Genomic DNA, 21091 nt, shown 5'->3' with positions numbered 1-21091 from the left:
GCGCGGGCACACATCGGCCCCGAGCCGGGCTTGGGGGCGGGTCGCCGGTTGCCACGTACCGGCGACCCGCCAGGCCGGTCAGCGCCCGGAGGGACCACCGGGCACCGACTCACGGAGAGCGCCGTCCGGGGCCCTGCCCCAGAGGACGGCGCCGGCCGCGCTGGTGAGCACGATCCGGTCGGTGGCCACCGGCTGGGCGCCACCGGAGGGCAGGCCCGTGTAGGACCAGTCGTTCGCGGGGTCCCAGGTGCCGCTGCTCGTGACGCGGACCTGGATTTCCTTGCGGTGCCTGCTCTGCCCGGCCGGCGCGATCGGGTCCGGGCAGGCGACCTCGACGTAGTAGACGTTCCCGGCGTGTTGTCGCGGAGCCGAGGCCGGCCCGCACTGGTTGTAGTTCGTGGTCACGGTCAGTTGCGCGGGGGTGGTCGTACCGTCGACGGTGAAGTAGTAGCGGACCTTCCCGCCGGTCACCGCTCGGGCAGGCCACGCGGACCTGTTCACCACGTACAGCTTCACCTCGGTGAACGTCGAACTCTGCTGCGTGGCGGCGCCCTCGACGTAGATCTCCTGGCCGTCCGGGGTCTCGGCGGGCGGGAAGTTCGCTTGCGGTGTGCCGCCGAACTCGTCGTACAGCTTCGCGAGCGCGCCGGTGTACGCGGCGTTGTAGTCGAGCGCGACCTCGTTTGCGACGTAGTCCTGTCGGTCGTCCACATAGGAGTCGTTGGGCTGGCCGGGGCCGCCGACGAGCGCGCCGTACAGCACGTGCCTGGTCTGCGCCGGCTGCTGGATGTTGTCGGTCCAGCTGCCGTGGGCCGTGCGGTGGTGCGGGTTGCGGGGCGGGTTCTGCCCGAACCCGACCAGGTAGCTGGCCCCCCGCGGGTTGTCGCCGAGCGTGTAGTCGATCTGCCGGACCCCGAAGTCGTGGTAGCGGTCCCTGCGCTCCGGATCGGTGACGTTCTCGCTGTGCACCAGCGCGACGAACGCCGTGTTGGCCGCGTACCGCAGTGAGCCCCACGTGTCGAGGTGCGCCTGGCCGCCGGGGGAGTAGCGGACGCGCTGGCCGTTCCAGCCGGTGGTCCAGTAGTCGAGCCAGCGGTTGGCGTCGGTGAAGTACTCGTCCTTGCCGGTCAGCTCGGCGAGCAGCACGTAGGCGCCGTAGGACTTGTCGTCCCACGCGATCGTCCAGCGGTAGGACTTCGTGTTCGTCTGCTGCTCGTTGGCCAGGTTGTCGTACTCCGCCTCGGCCTTCGCGAGGTAGGCCGGGTCGCCGGTCGCGCGGTACAGCCAGATCGCGCCCCAGACCAGCTCGTCGGCGTAGCCGCTCCACGAGCGGTAGAAGTTCGCAGCGTCGGTGATGCAGTCGCTGTACTTTCCGCGCCGCTGGTCGGCGAACGTGTAGAGCTGTTTTGCGTGGGTCAGCAGCGTGGTCGCGTACGCGGGGTCGTCGGCGAACACCATCGAGGAGGCGGCCATCGCGGCGGCGGACTCACCGGCGAGGTCGGAGCCGGGGCAGCTCGCGTCGATCTTGTACGACGGGCGGGCCATCGGCATCACCTCGGCCGGACCCCACCACTGGTGGTCGGCGTTGCCGTTGCCGACCTGCCCGTACAGGACCTGGGGCCGCGGGTGTGCCCTGATCAGCCAGTCCATGCCCCAGCGCAGGTTCGCCTTCAGCGGAGCGAGCTGACCGGACCGTTCGTAGGCGGCGGGTTCCTCCAGCGCACCCCACGCGAGCATGGTCATGCTGGCGCTGAACGGAAGGCCGAACTTCACGTGGTCCCCGGCGTCGTAGAACCCGCCGGACAGGTCGATGCCCACGTCGGCGCCGTCGGTGAGCGCTGAGTCGCCACGCCAGCTCACGCGGTTGTCCGCGCCCAGGTCGCCGGAGCGCTGCGCGTCGTAGAACCAGATCGACTTCTGCAGGGCCTCGCCGTAGTTGAACGCGGGCGCCGCGTCGGCCTCGGCGGTGACCGGTGCGACAACGAGGCAGGCCACCACGGCCAGTGCCGCGAGCAGGGGAGCAGGGGTGCGCACTGAGTTGCCTCCTCGTTGAGGGCTGGGAGCGCTCCCAGAAGCGTAACGCCGGATCGTCATATTTGGGAAGGGGGATTCCGAGTGTTGTGACCGGCGCGATTTCGGAGTAGAGCAGAAAGGCATGAAGCGACTCGCCACCGCATTGTTGATCTCCACTGGCATGCTCGCGGCCTGTGTCGCGCCCACGCCGACGGCCACCCGCGGCGCCGGTTCACTCGGCGCGCACCTGGCCACAATGGACGAACTGGTCGAGTGGATCGACGACACCGCAGGGGATTGCGCGGACGTGACTCCCAAGCAGATCAGCGAGCTGCGCGGGTTCCTCGGGCCGGACATCGCCGCGCGCTTCGAGCCGCACGTGGCCGAATGGGCCACCTGCCGGGTGTCACCGGAATACCCGGTCGTGGGACTTGTCCTGTTCAGTGGCGATGAGCAGCGGAAATTCCAGGAATCCTGGTACGCCGCGATGACCGCGGGGGAGATCGCCGACGGGCCGGCCTTCGCCTTCGGCAACGGGTTCGCGGTCTCCGCCGGATTCCTGGGCGTGAGCAAGCTCGGGCTGTACTACTTCCGGTGCGACCACCTCGATCCGAAGGTGCACCAGGTTCCCGCCGACGCGGAGGGCTGCGTGTTCGCGAACCCGGAGCACGGACACCACTGAGCCCGCCGTCCCAGTGGTGCCGTCTCGGTGGTGCCGGCGCGCCTACGGGCTCGTGCAGGTGAGGTCCATCGGATGCGCGGGGCTCGTCCCCGGCGAGTTGGCGGACAACCCGAACGAGCGTTCGCCGTCCGCGGGCACCTGCGCGTTCCAGTCCACGCTCCGCACGGTCACCGCCGACCCGCTCTGGGTGAGCGTGCCGTTCCAGACGCTGTTGAGCGTCTGCCCGGACGGGAGCGTCCACTTGACGGTCCAGCCGGACAGCGGCGTCGAACCGTGGTTCATCACGACCACGTCGGCCTGGTAGCCGCCGTCCCACGTGCCGGTGACGTTGTAGTGCGCCATGCAGTTGCCCGCGGGCGGGTCGCCCGGGTCGGGGTCGTCGACTTCGCCGATGCCGGTTACCTCGCCGTTGCCGCCGTCGAACACGACATCCGAGCAGCCGTAGAAGGTCTCGGTGCTGTCCGAGCGCTTCCACACCGAGTAGATGACGTGCTTTCCCGACTTGCCGGTGGGGAAGTTGCCGGTCCACCTGTACTGGCCCTCGACGCTGCCGACGCCGCCGGTCACCTGCGGGTGGTCGACCGTGAGGAAGGGCTGGTCCTCGAGGTCGTCCCAGCGCAGTGCCCTGTTCGGGTCGTAGCCGTCCTTGGTGACGTACAGGTAGAACCAGCCGGGGTGGGCGGCCCACGCGTTGTAGGAGAAGTCGAACGACGCGCCGGCGGTCAGGTGGGTCTCCGGCCAGTTCCCGACCCGGTCGTAACCGGAGAAGTTCGGGTTGCCGCCGGAGCACAGCTGCCCGTCCGGGATGAACCCCTCGGTGCGGCCTGCGCCGTCCGAGCGGAGCACGGAGAACCAGTTGTAGAGCGAGTTGTCGCCGCTCTGTGCGACAGCTCCCTTGCACGCGGAGTTCTTCGGCACGATGTTGCCCTGCGGTGTCAGCCCGTCCTGCCAGCACAGGAACGTCCTGCTGCCCGGTTTCATCATCGCGCCGTGTGCCGCCGCGGGTTGTGCGTTCATTGTCGCGGTCATCAGGCCCGCCACCATCATGGTGACGACGGCCAGGACCGCGGTCACTGCCTTTCTACGTGTCATGGCGCCTTCTTTCTGACAGCACTGGGAGCGCTCCCAGTCTCGGCACCATAGCGCGGGGCCGACATTGAGCGAACGGGGCCAAACGAGTGAGAAACTTCCGGTCTCACGTGATTCTGCGTGACGGTCTTCCCAGTCGCGACGTGCCGGGCTAGATTGTGGGAGCGCTCCCAAAGAATCGGACTCGGAAAGGATCACATTGTGGTGATCAACAATTGGCGGCGCGTGCTGCTGCCCGCTGTCGCAGTCGCTGTTGTCGCGGTGGCTCCGGGAGCGCCGTCGGCGGCGTCCGAAGCCGCGCCCGCTGCCGACGGGTACCAGCGGATCGTGAACGGCGACTTCGCCTCCGGCGGCGCCGATCCGTGGTGGACGGGCGCGAACACGAGCGGCTCGGTGACGGGCGGGGAGTACTGCGTCGACGTCACCGGCGGCACCGCCAACGGGTACGACGCGCTGTCCGGGCAGAACGGCGTGCCCTACGAGGCCGGCCAGTCCTACACGCTGAGCTTCGACGCACGGGCCACCGTCGAGCAGCCGATCTCCGCGGTCGCGGGCGAGGCCGTCGACCCGTACCGGCAGATCGCGCGCACCGACGTGACCGTCACACCGGTCAAGCAGACCTTCACGTTCACCTTCGAGTCCACACTGGACTTCCCGGCGGCGGGCAACGGGCAGTTCGCGTTCTGGTTCGGCGGCCAGTCGTTCGACAACACCGTGTGCGTGGACAACGTCTCGCTGGTCGGCGGCGTGCTGCCACCACCTGGACTGGAACCGGCGTCGCCGCTGCGGGTGAACCAGGTCGGCTACGTGCCGGGCCTGCCCAAGCGGGCGACCCTCGCGACCGGCTCGACCACCCCGCTCGCCTGGACGTTGCGGGACAGCGCGGGCGCGGCCGTCGCCACCGGCCAGACCACACCGAAGGGCCAGGACGCGGCGTCGGACGAGAACGTCCACGTCATCGACTTCTCCTCCTTCGACCGGCAGGGCAGCGGCTACACGCTGGCCGTCGGCGACGCGGTGAGCCACCCGTTCGACATCTCGACGACCGCCATGAGCGGGTTGCGGTACGACTCGCTCGCCTTCTTCTACCACCAGCGCAGCGGCACCCCCATCGAGGCGGAGTACGTCGGTGAGGAGTACGCACGGCCCGCCGGGCACGTGAACGTGGCGCCGAACCAGGGCGACGACGACGTCCCGTGCCGGGCGGACCTGGACTGCGGGTACACCCTCGACGTGCGCGGTGGCTGGTACGACGCGGGCGACCACGGCAAGTACGTGGTGAACGGCGGGATCTCCGCGTGGCAGCTGCAGAACAGCTTCGAGCGCGCCGCGCTGCTCGGTGACGAGGCCGCGCTCGGCGACGGCACCCTCGCCATCCCCGAGCGGTCCAACGGCGTGCCCGACGTCCTCGACGAGGCGCGGTGGGAGGTCGAGTTCCTGCTGAGCATGCAGGTCCCCGACGCCCAGCCGCTCGCAGGCATGGCGCACCACAAGATCCACGACGAGCAGTGGACCGGCCTGCCGACGCTGCCGCACGAGGACGCGCAGCCACGGCGGCTGTCCGCCCCGAGCACGGCGGCGACGCTGAACCTCGCGGCGGTGGCCGCACAGGCGTCCCGGCTGTGGGCGCCCTACGACGCGGAGTTCTCGGCCCGCACCCTCGCCGCGGCGGAGAGGGCGTACGCGGCGGCGAAGGCGAACCCGGACCGGATCGCGGACCCGAACGACGGCACCGGCGGCGGCGCGTACAGCGACCCCACGGTGACCGACGAGTTCTACTGGGCCGCCGCCGAGCTGTTCGCGACCACCGGCCGCTACCGCGCGGACGTGACCGGGTCCCCGCTGTTCGGCGGGGAGAGCTTCGACGCACGCGGGTTCGACTGGGGCGCGACGGGTGCGCTCGGTGACGTGACGCTGGTGCTGGTGCCACGCGACCTGGCCGTGGACGCGATCCGGTCCGCGATCGTGTCGGCGGCGGACACGCACCTCGCGACCATGGCGGCCATGGGGCACCCGGCGCCGTACCGGACGGCCGACGGCGGCTACGAGTGGGGCTCGAACGGCCTCATCGCCAACAACGGCATGGTGCTGGGTCTCGCGTACGACCTGACCGGCACACAGAAGTACCGCGAGGGCGCGTTCGCCACGATGGACTACCTGCTTGGCCGCAACCCGGTCGACCACTCGTACGTGTCGGGCTGGGGTGACCAGCCGGTGCGCAACGTGCACCACCGGCACTGGGCCAACCAGCTCGACCCGTCGCTGCCGATCGCGCCGCCCGGCGCGCTGTCCGGGGGACCGAACAGTGCGCTGCAGGACCCGGTCGCGCAGCGGCTGCTGCCAGGGTGTGCGCCGCAGCGGTGCTGGGTCGACCACATCGAGGCGTACTCGCTCAACGAGGTGACGGTCAACTGGAACTCGGCGCTCGCGTGGCTGTCGAACTGGGTGGCGGAACGCTCCGTGCCGCCGTCGGCGCCGGCGGGCTGCGCGGTCACGTACTCGGCGTCGACGTGGCAGACCGGGCTGACCGCCCAGCTGACGATCGAGAACACCGGTACCACCGCGTGGGACGTGTGGCGGCTGGAGTTCGCCTTCGCAGGCGGGGAACGGATCCAGCACGGGTGGAGTGCCACGTGGACCCAGACGGACCGCGCCGTGGTCGCCGAGAACGCGGCGTGGAACACCCGTGTCGCGCCGGGCGGGTCGGTGACGGCCGGCTTCAACGCGAGCAAGACCGGCACGCACACCCCGCCCACCGTGTTCAAGGTCAACGGACAGGTGTGCACCACCGCCTGAGCGGTGTTTCCTGCCGTCGCGAGGAGTTCCGACGGTGGACCCGCGGGTGACACCTACGACGGGGTGGCGGCGGCACTGGAAACCACGGGACGGAGCGCGGACGATTCACCAGGAACGGCGACCTGGTGAATCGTCCGGCGGCCTACGTGCCGATGGTTTGCCTGACCGTCTCGTCAGGCATCGTCATCCGACCAGCCCGAGCACCTGTCGATACCCAGCCGGATGTTCACGCATGCCTTGTACTCGACAAGGGCGCCTTCGCTGTAGGACTTGTTGTACTCGGCACTGTTGTTGCAGCCACCGCTGAAGTCGTGCCGGTTCTCGGAGCCGCCGTTGATCTTGTACACCAGGTACACGGGGTTGCCGTCGCAGCTGGTGTCGTACAGGCGGAAGATCTCGCCATGAGAGGTGAAGGTCGCTTTGACGCCGGTCTCCTTGGCGCTGCTGTCCGCGTGTGCGGCAGGCGCGGTGAAGGCCGCACCGCCGATGGCGAGCGCGAGTGCCGCGCCGAATGTGATCGCTGCCCTTCTGATCATTCCGGTACCACCTTCGAGAGTTGTTCGGCATTCGCCGGTCCCCAGGTCGAAGACATGACCAGGGTCGCCGCCGCGCTTTCTCCTGGCTTTCGCACCGGTGAAAGGCTGGAGCCGCCGGCATCAGGCCGACGGATGGCGGAAAGCCCCTCGTATCGGGCTCGCGACGTGGTGGGGTGGCCGGGTGAGCATCTTCGTGCGTGGGCGGTTCGACGCCAGGGACGGCAGGCGGGCCGAGTTCGAGGAGATCGCGCTGGCGCTGGCCGCGCGGGCGGCCGACGAGCCCGGCACCCGCACCTACCGCTGGCTCTCCGCTGGTGAAGGGTCCTACATCGTGATCGAGGAGTACGTCGACGAGGCTGCCGCCATGGCGCACAACGAGGGGGTGGCCGACCTGCTGACCCGCGTACCCGACTGCGCGGAGCTGGTCCTCGCCGAGGTGTACGGGCCCAGCACGCTGGCCTGGGCGGAGGGCAAGCCGCGGGTCACCCTCCACCCGGACTTCTCAGGCTGACTCGCGGCAGACCAGTTCCGTCGGCAGGATCACCGGGGCGAGCCTCGCGTCCGGGTCGCGGAGCTGGGTGATCAGCAGCTTCGCCAGCTCGCGGCCCATCTGCTGGATCGGCTGGCTCACGGTGGTGAGCATCGGGTCGGTGTTGCGGGCCAGGTCGGAGTCGTCGAAACCGATCACCGCGACGTCGTCCGGGACGCGGCGGCCCGCGGCGCGCAGGGCCTTCATGGCACCGGCGGCCATCAGGTCACTCGCCGCGAACACGGCGTCGAGCTGCGGGTCCTTGGCGAGCAGCTCCCTGGTCGCCGCCTCGCCGCTCGCCTGGCCGAAGTCGCCCGGCGCGACCAGGCGGGTCACGCCGCGCTTGCCGCGCAGCGCCGCGCGGTAGCCCGCGAGCCGGTCGATGCCCGCCGCCATGTCCTGCGGGCCGGTGATCGTCGCGATCCGGCGGCGGCCCTGCCGGTACAGGTACTCCACCGCCGTCCGCGCGCCCGACTCGTTGTCCGCGTCCACGTACGGCACGGCCCCGATGTCGGACATCGGCCTGCCGTTGAGGGCCACCGGCGCGCCGGCGGCCACGATGTTGGTCGGCAGCGGGTCGTCGCCGTGCAGCGAAATGAGGATCACGCCGTCGACGTGGCCGTTGCGCACCTGCTGCTCGACCTTGCCGTGCTGGCGTGCCGTGTTGGCCATCATCAGGTTGAGCTGCAGGGGAGTGGAGGACAGCTCCTGGCTCAGCCCGCGCACGAGGTTGACGAAGAACGGCTCGCCGAACACGCGGTCCTCGGACTCGGACACGACCAGCAGCACCGTGTCGGTCCGGCGCGTGACCAGGCTGCGCGCCGCCTGGTTGGGTACGTACCCGAGCTTGCGGATCGCGTCCTGCACCGCCTTGAGCGCCCACGGGCTCACCTCGAGCGAACCGTTCACCACGCGGGACGCCGTCCCGCGTGACACGTTCGCCTCTGTCGCCACCTGTTCGAGGGTCGGGCGCCCGCTCGCCCGTGACCTTCTGCCTTCACTCACCCCGCACACTCCCGCATTCGGCCATGATACTGGGAGCCCTCCCAGCCCCGCGGCTTCTTGACGCGCCGTGGCGGACCGAGCACACTGGGGAAGCGGTTATTTGGGAACGCTCCCATCCAACTCTGCACGGATTCTCTCCGGAGGTATGGATGGTGCTCAGGAAACTGGTGGTGGCGATCGCCGCGCTCGCGCTGGTCCCGGCGGGCCCCGGCTCGGCTCATGCCGCGCCGTCGGGGTTCTACGTCGATCCGCAGACCAACGCGGCCCGCTGGGTCGCCGCCAACCCGAACGACAGCCGGGCCGCGGTCATCCGCGACCGGATCGCGAACGTGCCTGCCGCGCGGTGGTTCACCACGACCAACACCAGCACGGTGCGCGGACAGGTCGACGCGTTCGTCGGCGCCGCGGCGGCCGCGAACAAGATCCCGATCATGGTCGTCTACAACGTCCCGAACCGGGACTGCGGCGGCGCCAGCTCCGGCGGTGCGCCGTCGCACTCCGCCTACCGGGCGTGGGTCGACGAGGTGGCGGCCGGGCTCGCGGGCCGTCCGGCGTACATCGTGCTGGAACCCGACGTGCTGCCGCTCATGACCAACTGCCAGAACGCGAGCCAGCAGGCGGAGACCCGCGCGTCCATGGCGTACGCCGGGAAGAAGCTCAAGGCGGGGTCGGCGCAGGCCAAGGTGTACTTCGACATCGGGCACTCCGCGTGGCTGTCCCCAGGTGAGGCCGCCGCGCGCCTGCGGGCGGCGGACATCTCGGCCAGCGCGGACGGCATCTCCACCAACGTGTCCAACTACCGCGGCACGGCCGACGAGGTGGCCTTCGCCAAGGCCGTCCTGTCCAACCTGGGGGACGGCAGGCTGCGTGCGGTCGTGGACACCAGCCGCAACGGCAACGGGCCCGCGGGCAGCGAGTGGTGCGACCCGCCTGGCCGCCGCATCGGCACGCCGAGCACCACCAACACCGGTGACGGGCAGATCGACGCGTTCCTGTGGGTGAAACTGCCAGGGGAGGCCGACGGCTGCATCGCCGGTGCCGGCCAGTTCGTGCCGCAGCGCGCGTACGAACTCGCCACTTCCTGAAACAGGCGTCAGGACACCGCCGGGTGTCCGCCTGTGCCCTGAACGACGCTTTCGGGACGAAAGCGTCGTTCAGGGCATGGCGGGACCCCCCGGTTCGGGTGGGGGTTGCGTGGACGCAGCCGCGCTTCACGGCACCGGTTGTGCCGTGAACGCGCCTTTCAGGGCATTGGATGGGGCACGTTCGCGGTGCCTCGTTCCGCAGGGCCGGTGGTGCCGATATTTTCATTCGGCGAAAAACGTGCGAAGTTCGCACAATCGGCCCAATCCAGTTGGGCGAACGGCCGTAGTGGCGGCGGAGTCGCTCGTACCGTGCGCATGGACCGCTGAACGGCTCCTGAACGGAGCAGTGTGCGCAGGTCTTACCAGGTAAGGAAATCACGGTACGTGGTGGCCGCGCGTCACGGACGGCCGAACGGCCTTCACGGTTGCCGTCCGCATCGTTACAGTCCAGTCCTGGGAGCGTTCCCAAATACTCCCCAGAATTCACATGACAAAGGAGTCATCATGCGTTCTGCCTCTGTACGAGGCACCCCGCGAAAGGGGTTGATCGGCGGTGTGGCCGCCGCTGTGGCCCTGGCGTCGGTTTCGCTGTTCACCGGTGCGGGGGCCTCGGCCGCCGCACCGGCCCCACGGGTGGACAACCCCTATTCCGGGGCCGGGGTGTACGTGAACCCCGAGTGGTCCGCGAAGGCCGCCGCCGAGCCGGGCGGTGACCGGATCGCGAACCAGCCGACCGGCGTGTGGCTCGACCGCATCGCCGCCATCGACGGCGCGAACGGCGGCATGGGGCTGCGTGACCACCTCGACGAGGCCGTGTCCCAGGCGGGTGGCCGGCAGCTCACGATCCAGGTCGTCGTGTACAACCTGCCCGGCCGCGACTGCGCGGCGCTGGCCTCCAACGGTGAGCTGGGCCCCGACGACCTGCCGAGGTACAAGGCGGAGTTCATCGACCCGATCGCGGCGATCCTCGCCGACCCGGCGTACGCGAACCTGCGGATCGTCACGGTCATCGAGATCGACTCGCTGCCGAACCTGGTCACCAACACCGGCAGCAGGCCGACGGCCACGCCGGAGTGCGACCGGATGAAGCAGAACGGCAACTACGTCAAGGGCGTCGGCTACGCGCTCGCGAAGCTCGGCGCGATCGAGAACGTCTACAACTACATCGACGCCGGGCACCACGGCTGGATCGGGTGGGACGACAACTTCGGTGCCTCGGCCGACCTGTTCGCCGAGGCCGCGCGCGCCGAGGGCAGCACGACCGCCGACGTGCACGGGTTCATCACCAACACCGCGAACTACTCGCCCACCCGGGAGCCGCACTTCTCCGTCGACGACACGGTGAACGGGACCGCGGTGCGCCAGTCCTCCTGGGTCGACTGGAACCGCTACACCGACGAGCTGACCTTCGCGCAGGCGTTCCGGCAGCGACTGGTGCAGGCCGGTTTCCCGGCCGGCATCGGAATGCTCATCGACACCTCGCGCAACGGCTGGGGTGGCAGCGCCCGCCCGACGGGTCCGGGTCCGCAGACCTCCGTGGACGCCTACGTGGACGGTGGCAGGATCGACCGCCGCATCCACAAGGGCAACTGGTGCAACCAGTCCGGTGCCGGTCTCGGCGAGCGGCCGACGGCCGCGCCCGCGTCGGGCATCGACGCGTTCGTGTGGATGAAGCCGCCGGGTGAGTCCGACGGTTCCAGCCGTGAGATCCCGAACGACGAGGGCAAGGGTTTCGACCGGATGTGCGACCCCACCTACGAGGGCAACCCGCGCAACGGCAACAACCCGCCCGGCTCGCTGCCGGACGCCCCGATCTCCGGGCACTGGTTCTCCGCGCAGTTCCAGGAGCTGATGCGCAACGCGTACCCGCCGCTGTGAGCTGCGTGCCCTGCTAGTCGAGGAGAAGACATGTCCATCCGACTTCGCACCGTGACCGTGCTCGCCGCGGCCGCCGCGATGCTCGTCGCGGGCGCGCTGCCCGCCGCCGCGCACGGCAACGCGACCGACCCGCCGTCGCGCAACTACCACTGCTTCGACCGCTGGGGCAGCGACTTCCAGAACCCGGCGATGGCGACCGAGGACCCGATGTGCTGGCAGGCATGGCAGGCCGACTCGAACGCCATGTGGAACTGGAACGGCCTGTACCGCGAGAACGTCGCGGGCAACCACCAGGCCGCCATTCCCGACGGCCAGCTCTGCTCCGCGGGCCGCACGCAGAACGGCAGATACGCCGCGCTGGACGCGGTCGGCAACTGGAAGGCGGTGAACAAGCCGAGGAACTTCACGGTCAACGTCCACGACCAGGCGCTGCACGGTGGTGACTACTACCGGGTCTACATCACGAGGCAGGGCTTCAACCCGATCACGCAACCCCTGCGGTGGTCGGACCTGGAGCTGGTCACCTCGGTCGGCAGAACCCCGCCGCAGAACAACACCGTGATACCGGTCAACGCGGGCAACCGCACCGGCAGGCACATCGTGTACACGATCTGGCAGGCGAGCCACCTGGACCAGTCGTACTACTTCTGCAGTGACGTCAACTTCACCGGTTGACCATCCACATGGTACGGCCACCTTCCCGCCTCGTGGTGGGAAGGTGGCCGTCATGGTGGTACCTCAGGCCTTCAGGAAGTCGAGCAGTGCGGTGTTCACTTCGTCGGCGTGTGTCCACAGCAAACCGTGCGGTGCGTTCTCGACCTCGACGTAGGTCGCGCTCGGCAGCAGCTCGCGGAACCGCCGCGCGGTCGAGTCGATCGGCAGGATGTTGTCCGCGGTCCCGTGCAGGATCAGCGTGGGCACGTCGACCTTCGGGATGTCGGAGCGGAAGTCGGTGACCCACGTCGGCACCGCGGCTGCCGACGCGTACCAGGACGCGCCTGCGGCGACGTTCCAGCTGTTGCGCAGCGCCTCCTCGGACAGCCTTGTTCCCAGGTTCTCGCCGGTGTTGTAGAAGTTCTCGTAGAAGTCGGTGAAGTAGGCGTACCGGTCGGCCCTGACCGCGGCGAGGATGCCGTCGAAGACCTCCTGCGGCACACCGGCCGGGTTGTCGTCGGTCTTGAGCAGGAACGGTTCCAGCGAGGCGAGGAACGCGGCCTTCGCGATCCTGGCCGAGCCGTACGTGCCGAGGTAGCGGCCGACCTCACCGGTGCCCATGGAGAATCCGACGAGGACCACGTCGTTAAGGTCCAGCGTGTCGAGGACGACCTTGAGGTCGCCTGCGAACGTGTCGTAGTCGTAGCCGGTGGTGGGCTGGCTGGACTGGCCGAAGCCGCGCCGGTCGTAGGTGATGACGCGGTAGCCGGCGTCGAGCAGCGCGGCGCTCTGCTTCTCCCACGAGTGGCCGTCGAGGGGGTAGCCGTGGATCAGGACGACGGGCTGCCCGCTGCCGTGGTCCTCGTAGTACAGCTCGATGTCCGTGTTGTTCTCAGTCCCGACGGTGATGAACGGCATGGCGGGTTCCTTACTGGACCGGGGAGAACGATCGTTCTCCGCTGTCCGGCACAACCTGGTGCCGTACCGTGGCATTCCGGTGGCGGAAGGTGATCCGGGACACGCCGCGGTGCGCGGGTGGCGGCAGGCCCACCCGCGCACCGCGGTCCCCGGTCAGGACGCCGTACAGCTCGGCGTCACTCCTGTGCCGGTTCCCGTGCCCTGGTAGCCGAACTCGGTCGACTGACCAGGAGCGATCGAGCCGTTGTGGGCGGCGTTGGCGAACTGGATCGTGCCGGCGTTCGCGCTCCGGTTCGTGTTCCAGGAGTTCACGATCGAGGCACCGGATGGCATCGTGATGGTGACCGTCCAGCGGCTGACCGCCGCCGAGCCCGCGGTGACCTTCACCGTGCCGACGAACCCGCCCTGCCACTGGTTGGTCGCGACGGTCGCCGTGCAGTCGCCGGTCGGCGGCGGGTCCTCCGGCGGGTCGGTCTGGCCGCCGTTGAGCGCGTTCAGCACCGCGGTGTACGCGGGCTTCTTGTTGTAGTTGCCGTCGAACAGCAGCGGGGTGCCGTTCGGCCGCCACGAGTACTTGTCGGTGACGCCCCACACCGTGATGCCGGTGCAGCGGGAGATGGCGAGGCAGGTCTCGGTGACCGAACGGTAGTTGTTCGCCTGCGCGGTGCCGGACCCCTCGATGTCCAGCTCGGTGATCTGCACGTCCACGCCGAGGGCGGCGAACCGCTGCAGGTTCGCCCGGTAGTCGGAGGGCACGGGGGACTGGGCGTTGAAGTGCGACTGGAAGCCGACGCAGTCGATCGGCACGCCACGGGACTTGAAGTCCTGCACCATCGCGTAGACGGCGTTGCTCTTCGCGTTCTGGCCGTCGGTGTTGTAGTCGTTGTAGCAGAGCTTCGCGTTCGGGTCGGCTGCGCGGGCCCTGCGGAACGCCTCCTCGATGTACCCGTTGCCGAGCCGCTGCTGGAACGCGGAGTTGCGCCGCGTGCCGTTCTCCTCGAAGGCCTCGTTCACCACGTCCCAGGAGTGGATCTGGCCGCGCCAGTGGCCCATGACCTCGTCGATGTGGTTGTTCATGGCCGAGCGGAGGTTGTTCGTGTCGAGGCCGCCGACCCATCCGGGCAGCTGCGAGTGCCACACGAGCGTGTGCCCGCGCACGCTCACGCCCCGGCCGCGTGCCTGGGTGACGATCCGGTCGGCGTTGGCGAAGGTGAACGAGCCGCGGTTGGGTTCCAGCGCGTCCCACTTCATCTCGTTCTCGGGTGTCACCGAATTGAATTCGGCGTTCAGCACGCTGACGTAGTCCGACTCACCGAGCCGGTTCGCCGCGACGGCGGTGCCGAAATACCGGCCGCTTTCGGCGGCCGAGGCGCCGAGCGTGGTCGCGGCACTGGCGGTGCCGGCCAGGACGACCACACCGGCGACGCCCGTGATGCCCGCGGCAGCGAGCACCAAGGCCTTTCTTGCGGTGGAACGCAGGGATTTCCTGATCATGACTGCTCGTTTCCTGGAGGTGAGATCACAGGGTTCGCACGACGCTGAGCGACGAGACGATCGCGATCGGCTACAGCTTCCACTGATTGTGCGTGGCTTCGAGAAGACATGTCAATGCCGAATTCCCGGAACATTATCGGAAAGTTTCGGTGGCGATGAAAAGGAAGTTCTGCGGTTGACAGAATTACTGCCGCGGTGCCGCTCCGCGAAATTTTCGTGAAACTACCGGAGGGTGATCTCCGCGCCGAGGCGGGCACCGTTCTCCAGTTCGAGGTCGTCGCCACTCCAGAACCGGCCCGGGTCGTACCAGTTGGCGCGACGGCGCGCGGGCAGCAGGCCCATCTCCTGGTAGGTGAGCGCCACGACCTCCGCGCAGTAGGCGGTCTCGAGTTTCGCGTCGGACGCAGGCGTGCGCGGGAGCGGCGCCCTGCCGACCAGCCACCGCGAGAGCAGGCGCGTGGTCGACGGGAACGGCGTGCCGTCCAGCCGCGCGACGGCACGCAGCGCCGCGTCCTCCATGTCGCGGTCCGCCGGTGGTTCGAGCTGGCGCAGCCACGCGCGCTGCCGGTACCGGGTCGTCCACTGGGTCACGGCCGCGCGCAGATCGTGCAGTTGCACACCGCGGTGGTGGTTGCCGGTCCACATGTCCCGCAGGGACCGGCCCAGCTCCGCGTGCCACATCAGCGGCGGCAGGTCCTCGATCACGATCGCCATGCCGACGTGGTTCACCGGACTGTTGGTGGTCAGCCGGATCGTGCGGTCCGCGGCCGTGCTGCCGCGGAACAGCCACACATCCCCCGTACGGGTGAGTTCGACCGCCTGGTCCAGTGAAACCGCCACAACCGGTAGCCTAGGCCCGTGCGTTGGTGGAAGGTCCTCGGACTGGCCGGTGTCGCGGGTGTCGCCGCGACCGGTGTCGCGGTCGCCCGCGCGGAACGCAAACGCCGTGCGTACACCCCCGACGAGATCCGCGGCCGCCTCCACGCCCGCGCGGCCGAGTCCGTCAAGGACTGACCACTCCCGCCTCCCGCAGGTGAGTTTCCGTGCGTGCCCCCGTCGTCCGGGCCTGCAGGTTCTATCCAGTTCTCATCCATGCCACACGGGAAACATTGTGCCGTCGCCACGCGACTGGACGAGGTGAGGTGTGGGAGGAGAGGTCGAATGACAGCCGTCCTGACGGACCTGATCAGCGATCTGAAGGTGTTGCGCAAGGGCCGCGGCTTGTTCGTCAGCCGTATCGACGAGAGAGTCGGGACCACGTTGCGGACTGTCTGCGAGGTCACCGACGCCGACGGGCCGGCCGAGATCCGGCACAAGGTGGGGGAGCGGCTGGGGAACTGGGCGAAGAAGCTGCCGCCGGACCTGCGCGTCGCCGTGATGGCCGCGTTCGCGATCGCGCCGGACGCCCGTCTCCCGCTCTACCAGGACCGGGTCAACCTGGCCGCGGAGAAGCTCAACCGCGACCCCCGCACCGCCCGCCGCAGAATCGACGACGGCATCCATCACCTCGCACAGCTCGCGGCCGCGTTCGCACCGAAGCAGGGTTCCCGCGAACACGGCTCGACGCGGTGGCACATCGCGGAGCTGCGCACGACGCTCGCCCTCGACCGGGACCGCCCGGAAGTGCTGGAACAGCGCCGCATCGTGGCCGACGTCGATGATCTGTCCGAAGTGGACATCACGGCGACCCCGGCGGCGGTGGTCGTGGACGTGTTCCACGGCGGCATCCTCGTACCCCGGGGCGGCCGCCGGTTCGCGTACACGCTGCGGTTGCCGGAGCCGCTGCAGCAAGGCCAGTCCCACGACCTCGCGCTGCGCGCCCGCCTCGGCCGCGAACAACACACCCGGCCGTGGTTCGTGTGCGTGCTCGAACACCCGTGCGCCACCCTCGACCTGCGCGTCCGGTTCGACCGCCGCCGGGTGCCGGTGCGGATCACCGCCTTCGAACACGTACACCCCCGCGACTTCGCGTCGGCCACCGACGGTGTCTTCGTGCACGCCGACGCGGCGGGCGAGGTGCAGGCGTCGTTCACCGATCTGACCCCCGGCATGGCCTACGGTGTCCGCTGGGACACGGCACGGACCGGGAGGGCCGACGATGGAGCGGGCGTTCTGGCTGCGCGAGCCCGGACAGGGCGAGATCAGGCCGGTTGAGCTGGCCTCGCCCGGCGAAGGGGACGTCCTCGTGCGCACGGTCTACTCCGCTGTCAGCCGGGGCACGGAGGCGCTCGTGTTCCGCGGTGGGGTGCCCGCGAACCAGTACGACATCATGCGGGCGCCGTTCCAGGACGGCGACTTCCCCGCGCCGGTGAAGTACGGGTACCTCAACGTCGGCGAGGTCGAGAGCGGACCGGCGGAGCTGGTGGGCCGCACGGTGTTCTGCCTGTATCCACACCAGACCCGCTACGTCGTGCCCGCCACCGCGGTCACCGCGGTACCCGACCGGGTGCCCGCCGCGCGGGCGGTGCTCGCGGGCACCGTCGAGACCGCGCTCAACGCCGTCTGGGACGCCACCCCGCAGGTCGGGGACCGGATCGCCGTCGTGGGTGCCGGGATGGTCGGGGCGTCGGTCGCCGCGATCCTGGGGCGGCTGCCCGCGGTGCGGGTGCAGCTCGTGGACATCGACCCCGGCCGGGCGAGGATCGCCGAGGCCATCGGGGTGGACTTCGCGGTGCCCGGTGCCGCGCTCGACGGGTGCGACATCGTCGTGCACGCCAGTGCCACCGAGCAGGGGCTCACCACCTCGCTCGAGCTGCTGCGGTCCGAAGGGGTGTGTGTCGAGCTGAGCTGGTACGGGGACCGCCGCGTCGCCGTGCCGCTGGGGGAGTGGTTCCACTCGCGGCGCCTGACGATCCGCGGCAGCCAGGTCGGGACCGTGTCACCGAACAGGCCGCGCACCTACGCCGAACGCCTGGCCGTCGCACTCGAGCTGCTCGCCGACCCCGGCTTCGACGCGCTCGTCACCTCGGAGTGCCGGTTCGACGAGCTGCCCACCGCGCTGCCCGCCATGATCAGCGATGAACCGTCTTCTCTCTGCCTGCGTGTTACCTACGACAGCGACTGAGTCGAAAGTAGGAGGCGCAGGTTGTTCAGCCTCACCGTCCGTGATCACGTCATGGTGGCGCACAGCTTCACCGGGGAGGTGTTCGGGCCAGCCCAGCGACTGCACGGCGCGACCTTCGTGGTGGACGCCACCTTCCGCCGAGCCGAGCTCGACGCGGACAACATCGTGGTCGACATCGGACTCGCCACCGCCCAGCTCGGTGCGGTGCTGGGAGATCTGAACTACCGCAACCTCGACGAGGTCGAGGAGTTCGCGGGCGTCAACACCTCGACCGAGTACCTCGCGAAGGTCGTCGCGGACCGGCTCGCCGACCACGTCCACAACGGATCACTCGGCGACGGCGCACGAGGGCTCGCCGAGATCGAGGTGACGCTGCGTGAGTCCCATGTGGCGTGGGCGAGTTACCGGCGTCCGCTGTGACGCCGTTCCTGGTGCCCGCCGACATCGACGACGTGACGGTCGCGAGCGGCGGCAACACCTATGACCGGCGCATGTGCGACCTGCTCGGGCTCGTCAAGGTCACGGTTGCCGGCCGCTGGCCCACTCCGTCCACCAAGGCGAGGGTCGCGCTCGCGGACCGGCTCGCCGAGGTGCCCGACGGGTCGGTCGTCCTGATCGACGGACTGGTCGCGTGCGGGGTGCCGGAGGTCGTGGTGCCGCACACCCGCAGGCTACGGGTCGTCGTGCTGCTCCACCTGCAGCTCGCCGACGAGACCGGGCTGCCACCGGAACGGGCCGCCGGCCTCGACCGGCGTGAACGCGAGGTGCTGCGTGCCGCGTCCTCGGTCGTCGCCACCAGCGAGTGGGCCGCCCGCCGCGCGATCGCACACCACGGGCTCGACCCGAAGCGGGTGCGCGCGGCGCCGCCCGGCACCGACCCCGCCCCGATGGCGACCGGCTCCGACGCGGGCGACCAGCTGCTGTGCCTCGCCTCGGTGACCCGGAGAAAGGGCCACGACGTACTCGTCCACGCCCTCGCGAACCTCGCCGACCTGCCGTGGACGTGCGTGTGCGCCGGCTCGGTGCGCCGCGACCCCGCCCACGCCCGGCGGGTGCAGACGCTCATCGACGAGCTGGGGATCGGCAACAAGATGATCCTGGCCGGCCCGCTGTCGGACACCGACCTCGACGTCACGTTCGCCAAGACCGACCTGCTGGTCCTGCCGTCGCGGCGCGAGACGTTCGGCATGGTCGTCACCGAGGCACTCGTGCGTGGCATCCCGGTGCTCACCACGAACGTGGACGCGCTGCCGCGCACGCTCGGACCGGACGGCGGGATGCTCGTCCCGCCCGACGACGTGCCGGCACTGACCGGGGCGCTGCGCCGCTGGCTGACCGACGCGGAACTGCGCGACCGGTTGCGTGAGGCGGCCCGCGCGAGGGAGATCGAGGACTGGCCGAGCGCGGCGAAGCGCCTCGCGGGGGTGCTTCGGTGACCAGCGGGTTGGTCGACGAGAGGGTCGACGTCCGGGACACCGGCATGTGCGGTGGCGGGGTGGCACTGGCCGACGAGGTCGCGTCCGTCGGCGGGATGGTTCTCGTCGGGGACGCGGATCGCGGCGCGGCGCCCGAGGCGCCCTCGGCTCGCCGTGGTTCCGGGAAGCTGTGGGCCTGGGTCAAGCTCGGTATCGGGCTCGCGATCGTCGGGGCGCTCGTGTGGAAGCTCGGCACGGCCGGGTTCGTCGCGGGGATCCAGGTCATCGACGCCGCCGATGTCGTTGCCGCGCTGGTGATCGGACTCGCGACGACCGTGCTCTGCGCGTGGCGGTGGTGCCTCGTGGCGCGCAGGCTCGGCCTGCGGCTGCCGCTGGGCAGGGCGGTCGTGGACTACTACCGTGCGCTGTTCCTGAACGCGGTCCTGCCCGCGGGCGTGCTGGGTGACGTCAAGCGGGCGGTGGAGCACGGCAGGCAGGAAGGTGACGTCGGCGCGGGAGTCCGTGCCGTCGTACTGGAGCGGATGGCCGGGCAGGCCGTCGTGATCGTGGCGGGGGTCGTCGTGCTGCTGGTGGGGCCCGCGCGCGAGATCGGCATGTGGATCGCGGCGTTCGTGGTGGTGCTGGTGGTCGCCTACCTGGTCGCGCGGCGGTCGATCGGGGTCGGGTCGCGGTGGCGGCGCACCGTCGACGACGTCCGCAACGGCCTGCTGGCGCGGGACGCGTGGCCGGGGGTCGCGCTGTTGTCGGCGCTGGCGCTGGCCGGGCACGTCACGTTGTTCCTGATCGCCATGAAGGCGGCGGGCGCGACGCAGTCACCGGAACAGCTGCTGCCGATCGTGGTGGTCGCGCTGCTGGCGATGGGGCTGCCGGTGAACGTCGGCGGGTGGGGGCCGAGGGAGGGCGTGACGGCCCTGATGTTCGCCGCCGCCGGCCTCGGTGCCGCACAGGGGTTGACCGCCGCGGTGGCATACGGATTGCTCGGGCTCGTTGCGAGCCTGCCGGGCGCACTCATGTTGGTGCCCCGCAGACGGGAGAGGGTGGCATGACGAACCTGGCCAGCATGGTGGAACGGGTCACGGAGACCCGCCTGCCGACCGCGTACGGGCCGTTCCGCGCGGTCGGTTACCTGGACGCGCGGGGGCATGAGCACGTGGCGCTCGTGTACGGCGACGTGGCGGGCACGGTCCCGCTGACCCGCCTGCACTCGGAGTGCCTGACAGGCGACGTGTTCGCGTCGACCCGCTGCGACTGCGGCGACCAGTTCGCCGCCGCCATGCGCGCGGTGGCAGCGGAGGGCGCCGGGGTCGTGATGTACCTGCGTGGCCACGAAGGCCGGGGGATCGGGCTGCTGGCGAAGCTGGAGGCGATGCGCCTGCAGGAGGACGGCCTCGACACCGTCGAGGCGAACCTCGCGCTCGGGCTGCCGGTCGACGCACGGGAGTACGACGTGGCCGCCGAGATCCTCCGCGACCTCGACGTGTCCGCGGTGCGCCTGTTGTCGAACAACCCGGAGAAGCTGGACTCGTTGCGACGCAACGGGATCACGGTCAGCGAACGGGTCCCGATCCTGGTCGCGCCGAACGACGACAACCTCCCGTACCTGCGCACCAAGCGGGAACGTCTCGATCACCTGCTGCCGCACCTAGCCTAGATGATATGGCGTACGAACACGTCATCAGGCACAACCAGTGCCGTCAATGGGCCGTTCAGGGCGCTCAGCGCCCTGAACGCGCCTTTCAGGGCATTGTCACGCCGTCAACGCGCCTTTCACAGCACCAAACCCCGGGCGCTCCGCGCGCCGGGTCCGCGAAGCGTGCCCCGCCCGCGCAACCCCGACGGGATGGCAGGCAGACCCGCCCAAACCGCAGCCCAACAACCCCTCCGCCACCCCGGAGACTTGCCCGTCCGGCGA

Annotated in this window: 20 protein-coding genes; 13 read left to right on the top strand and 7 right to left on the bottom strand. The window is 69.9% G+C overall.

The genetic code is table 11. From position 1 onward, the window contains the following. Window positions 1-78: 78 nt before the first annotated feature. A complete protein-coding gene (locus ACFPCV_RS02635; RefSeq protein WP_378054051.1) occupies window positions 79-2034 on the bottom strand; it encodes a glycoside hydrolase family 9 protein in 1956 nt (651 codons plus the stop codon). Window positions 2035-2155: 121 nt separating this feature from the next. Between ACFPCV_RS02635 and ACFPCV_RS02630 the strand changes: the two genes are divergently transcribed. Then, a complete protein-coding gene (locus ACFPCV_RS02630; protein WP_378054049.1) occupies window positions 2156-2695 on the top strand; it encodes a hypothetical protein in 540 nt (179 codons plus the stop codon). A gap of 42 nt (window positions 2696-2737) precedes the next feature. Here the strand turns inward: ACFPCV_RS02630 and ACFPCV_RS02625 are convergent, their stop codons facing one another. Next, window positions 2738-3787 (bottom strand): lytic polysaccharide monooxygenase auxiliary activity family 9 protein, encoded by a 1050-nt coding sequence (locus ACFPCV_RS02625; RefSeq protein ID WP_378054047.1) that lies wholly within the window; start codon window positions 3785-3787, stop codon window positions 2738-2740. 198 nt (window positions 3788-3985) lie between these two features. Between ACFPCV_RS02625 and ACFPCV_RS02620 the strand changes: the two genes are divergently transcribed. Beyond that, window positions 3986-6580 (top strand): glycoside hydrolase family 9 protein, encoded by a 2595-nt coding sequence (locus tag ACFPCV_RS02620; RefSeq protein WP_378054045.1) that lies wholly within the window; start codon window positions 3986-3988, stop codon window positions 6578-6580. A gap of 173 nt (window positions 6581-6753) precedes the next feature. Here the strand turns inward: ACFPCV_RS02620 and ACFPCV_RS02615 are convergent, their stop codons facing one another. Next, window positions 6754-7116, bottom strand: coding sequence for a hypothetical protein (locus ACFPCV_RS02615; RefSeq protein WP_378054043.1), 363 nt, complete (start codon window positions 7114-7116; stop codon window positions 6754-6756). A 181-nt stretch (window positions 7117-7297) separates the two neighbouring features. Between ACFPCV_RS02615 and ACFPCV_RS02610 the strand changes: the two genes are divergently transcribed. After that, a complete protein-coding gene (locus ACFPCV_RS02610) occupies window positions 7298-7627 on the top strand; it encodes a putative quinol monooxygenase (RefSeq protein WP_378054041.1) in 330 nt (109 codons plus the stop codon). Here ACFPCV_RS02610 and ACFPCV_RS02605 read toward each other — a convergent pair. Then, entirely contained in the window at window positions 7619-8599 is a 981-nt protein-coding gene (locus tag ACFPCV_RS02605) for a LacI family DNA-binding transcriptional regulator (protein WP_378054039.1), read from the bottom strand. The genes ACFPCV_RS02610 and ACFPCV_RS02605 overlap by 9 nt on opposite strands. A 200-nt stretch (window positions 8600-8799) precedes the next feature. Between ACFPCV_RS02605 and ACFPCV_RS02600 the strand changes: the two genes are divergently transcribed. From ACFPCV_RS02600 to ACFPCV_RS02590, 3 genes are all read left to right on the top strand, one after another. Continuing rightward, window positions 8800-9735, top strand: a complete 936-nt coding sequence (locus tag ACFPCV_RS02600; protein WP_378054037.1) for a glycoside hydrolase family 6 protein — start codon at window positions 8800-8802, stop codon at window positions 9733-9735. A gap of 504 nt (window positions 9736-10239) precedes the next feature. Beyond that, the gene (locus ACFPCV_RS02595) at window positions 10240-11613 is read left to right on the top strand and encodes a glycoside hydrolase family 6 protein (protein WP_378054035.1); all 1374 of its coding nucleotides are present in this window, start codon (window positions 10240-10242) and stop codon (window positions 11611-11613) included. A 30-nt stretch (window positions 11614-11643) separates the two neighbouring features. Continuing rightward, the gene (locus ACFPCV_RS02590) at window positions 11644-12288 is read left to right on the top strand and encodes a lytic polysaccharide monooxygenase auxiliary activity family 9 protein (protein ID WP_378054033.1); all 645 of its coding nucleotides are present in this window, start codon (window positions 11644-11646) and stop codon (window positions 12286-12288) included. A gap of 63 nt (window positions 12289-12351) precedes the next feature. Here the strand turns inward: ACFPCV_RS02590 and ACFPCV_RS02585 are convergent, their stop codons facing one another. The 3 genes from ACFPCV_RS02585 to ACFPCV_RS02575 all read right to left on the bottom strand — a co-directional run bounded on the left by ACFPCV_RS02585 (window position 12352) and on the right by ACFPCV_RS02575 (window position 15519). Then, window positions 12352-13185 (bottom strand): alpha/beta fold hydrolase, encoded by an 834-nt coding sequence (locus ACFPCV_RS02585; protein WP_378054031.1) that lies wholly within the window; start codon window positions 13183-13185, stop codon window positions 12352-12354. 153 nt (window positions 13186-13338) lie between these two features. Beyond that, a complete protein-coding gene (locus ACFPCV_RS02580) occupies window positions 13339-14679 on the bottom strand; it encodes an endo-1,4-beta-xylanase (RefSeq protein ID WP_378054029.1) in 1341 nt (446 codons plus the stop codon). Between the two features lie 222 nt (window positions 14680-14901). Then, window positions 14902-15519 (bottom strand): hypothetical protein, encoded by a 618-nt coding sequence (locus ACFPCV_RS02575; RefSeq protein ID WP_378054027.1) that lies wholly within the window; start codon window positions 15517-15519, stop codon window positions 14902-14904. A gap of 18 nt (window positions 15520-15537) precedes the next feature. Between ACFPCV_RS02575 and ACFPCV_RS02570 the strand changes: the two genes are divergently transcribed. From ACFPCV_RS02570 to ribA, 7 genes are all read left to right on the top strand, one after another. Then, complete coding sequence (locus ACFPCV_RS02570) at window positions 15538-15693, top strand: hypothetical protein (protein ID WP_378054025.1); 156 nt, start codon at window positions 15538-15540, stop codon at window positions 15691-15693. A 147-nt stretch (window positions 15694-15840) separates the two neighbouring features. Further along, window positions 15841-16833, top strand: a complete 993-nt coding sequence (locus ACFPCV_RS02565; RefSeq protein ID WP_378054023.1) for a hypothetical protein — start codon at window positions 15841-15843, stop codon at window positions 16831-16833. Then, on the top strand, window positions 16778-17743 hold the full coding sequence (locus tag ACFPCV_RS02560) for a zinc-dependent alcohol dehydrogenase (protein WP_378054021.1): 966 nt from the start codon (window positions 16778-16780) through the stop codon (window positions 17741-17743). The genes ACFPCV_RS02565 and ACFPCV_RS02560 overlap by 56 nt, the downstream gene beginning before the upstream one ends. A 21-nt stretch (window positions 17744-17764) precedes the next feature. Continuing rightward, window positions 17765-18163 carry a 6-pyruvoyl trahydropterin synthase family protein gene (locus tag ACFPCV_RS02555; protein WP_378054019.1) on the top strand — a complete coding sequence of 133 codons (399 nt, stop codon included), beginning with the start codon at window positions 17765-17767 and terminating at the stop codon, window positions 18161-18163. Then, the gene (locus ACFPCV_RS02550; protein WP_378054017.1) at window positions 18160-19179 is read left to right on the top strand and encodes a glycosyltransferase family 4 protein; all 1020 of its coding nucleotides are present in this window, start codon (window positions 18160-18162) and stop codon (window positions 19177-19179) included. The genes ACFPCV_RS02555 and ACFPCV_RS02550 overlap by 4 nt, the downstream gene beginning before the upstream one ends. Next, complete coding sequence (locus ACFPCV_RS02545; protein WP_378054015.1) at window positions 19176-20225, top strand: lysylphosphatidylglycerol synthase transmembrane domain-containing protein; 1050 nt, start codon at window positions 19176-19178, stop codon at window positions 20223-20225. Before ACFPCV_RS02550 ends, ACFPCV_RS02545 begins: the two co-directional genes overlap by 4 nt. Then, the gene (gene ribA / locus ACFPCV_RS02540; RefSeq protein ID WP_378054013.1) at window positions 20222-20830 is read left to right on the top strand and encodes a GTP cyclohydrolase II; all 609 of its coding nucleotides are present in this window, start codon (window positions 20222-20224) and stop codon (window positions 20828-20830) included. The genes ACFPCV_RS02545 and ribA overlap by 4 nt, the downstream gene beginning before the upstream one ends. The last annotated feature ends 261 nt before the right edge of the window (window positions 20831-21091 follow it).

Origin of the sequence: Actinophytocola glycyrrhizae (assembly GCF_042653545.1) — a bacterium.
Taxonomy (GTDB): Bacteria; Actinomycetota; Actinomycetes; order Mycobacteriales; family Pseudonocardiaceae; genus Actinophytocola; species Actinophytocola glycyrrhizae.
The sequence above is the reverse complement of the archived record's forward strand: the minus strand, read 5'-3'. Positions and strand labels throughout refer to the sequence as shown.

Bases quoted from the DNA above. Each gene is read 5' to 3' on its own strand.
- ACFPCV_RS02625 (WP_378054047.1), bottom strand. From the start codon at position 3,787: ATGACACGTAGAAAGGCAGTGACCGCGGTCCTGGCCGTCGTCACCATG.
- ACFPCV_RS02580 (WP_378054029.1), bottom strand. From the start codon at position 14,679: ATGATCAGGAAATCCCTGCGTTCCACCGCAAGAAAGGCCTTGGTGCTC.
- ACFPCV_RS02595 (WP_378054035.1), top strand. From the start codon at position 10,240: ATGCGTTCTGCCTCTGTACGAGGCACCCCGCGAAAGGGGTTGATCGGC.
- ACFPCV_RS02585 (WP_378054031.1), bottom strand. From the start codon at position 13,185: ATGCCGTTCATCACCGTCGGGACTGAGAACAACACGGACATCGAGCTG.
- ACFPCV_RS02630 (WP_378054049.1), top strand. From the start codon at position 2,156: ATGAAGCGACTCGCCACCGCATTGTTGATCTCCACTGGCATGCTCGCG.
- ACFPCV_RS02600 (WP_378054037.1), top strand. From the start codon at position 8,800: ATGGTGCTCAGGAAACTGGTGGTGGCGATCGCCGCGCTCGCGCTGGTC.
- ACFPCV_RS02590 (WP_378054033.1), top strand. From the start codon at position 11,644: ATGTCCATCCGACTTCGCACCGTGACCGTGCTCGCCGCGGCCGCCGCG.
- ACFPCV_RS02615 (WP_378054043.1), bottom strand. From the start codon at position 7,116: ATGATCAGAAGGGCAGCGATCACATTCGGCGCGGCACTCGCGCTCGCC.
- ACFPCV_RS02560 (WP_378054021.1), top strand. From the start codon at position 16,778: ATGGAGCGGGCGTTCTGGCTGCGCGAGCCCGGACAGGGCGAGATCAGG.
- ACFPCV_RS02565 (WP_378054023.1), top strand. From the start codon at position 15,841: ATGACAGCCGTCCTGACGGACCTGATCAGCGATCTGAAGGTGTTGCGC.
- ribA (WP_378054013.1), top strand. From the start codon at position 20,222: ATGACGAACCTGGCCAGCATGGTGGAACGGGTCACGGAGACCCGCCTG.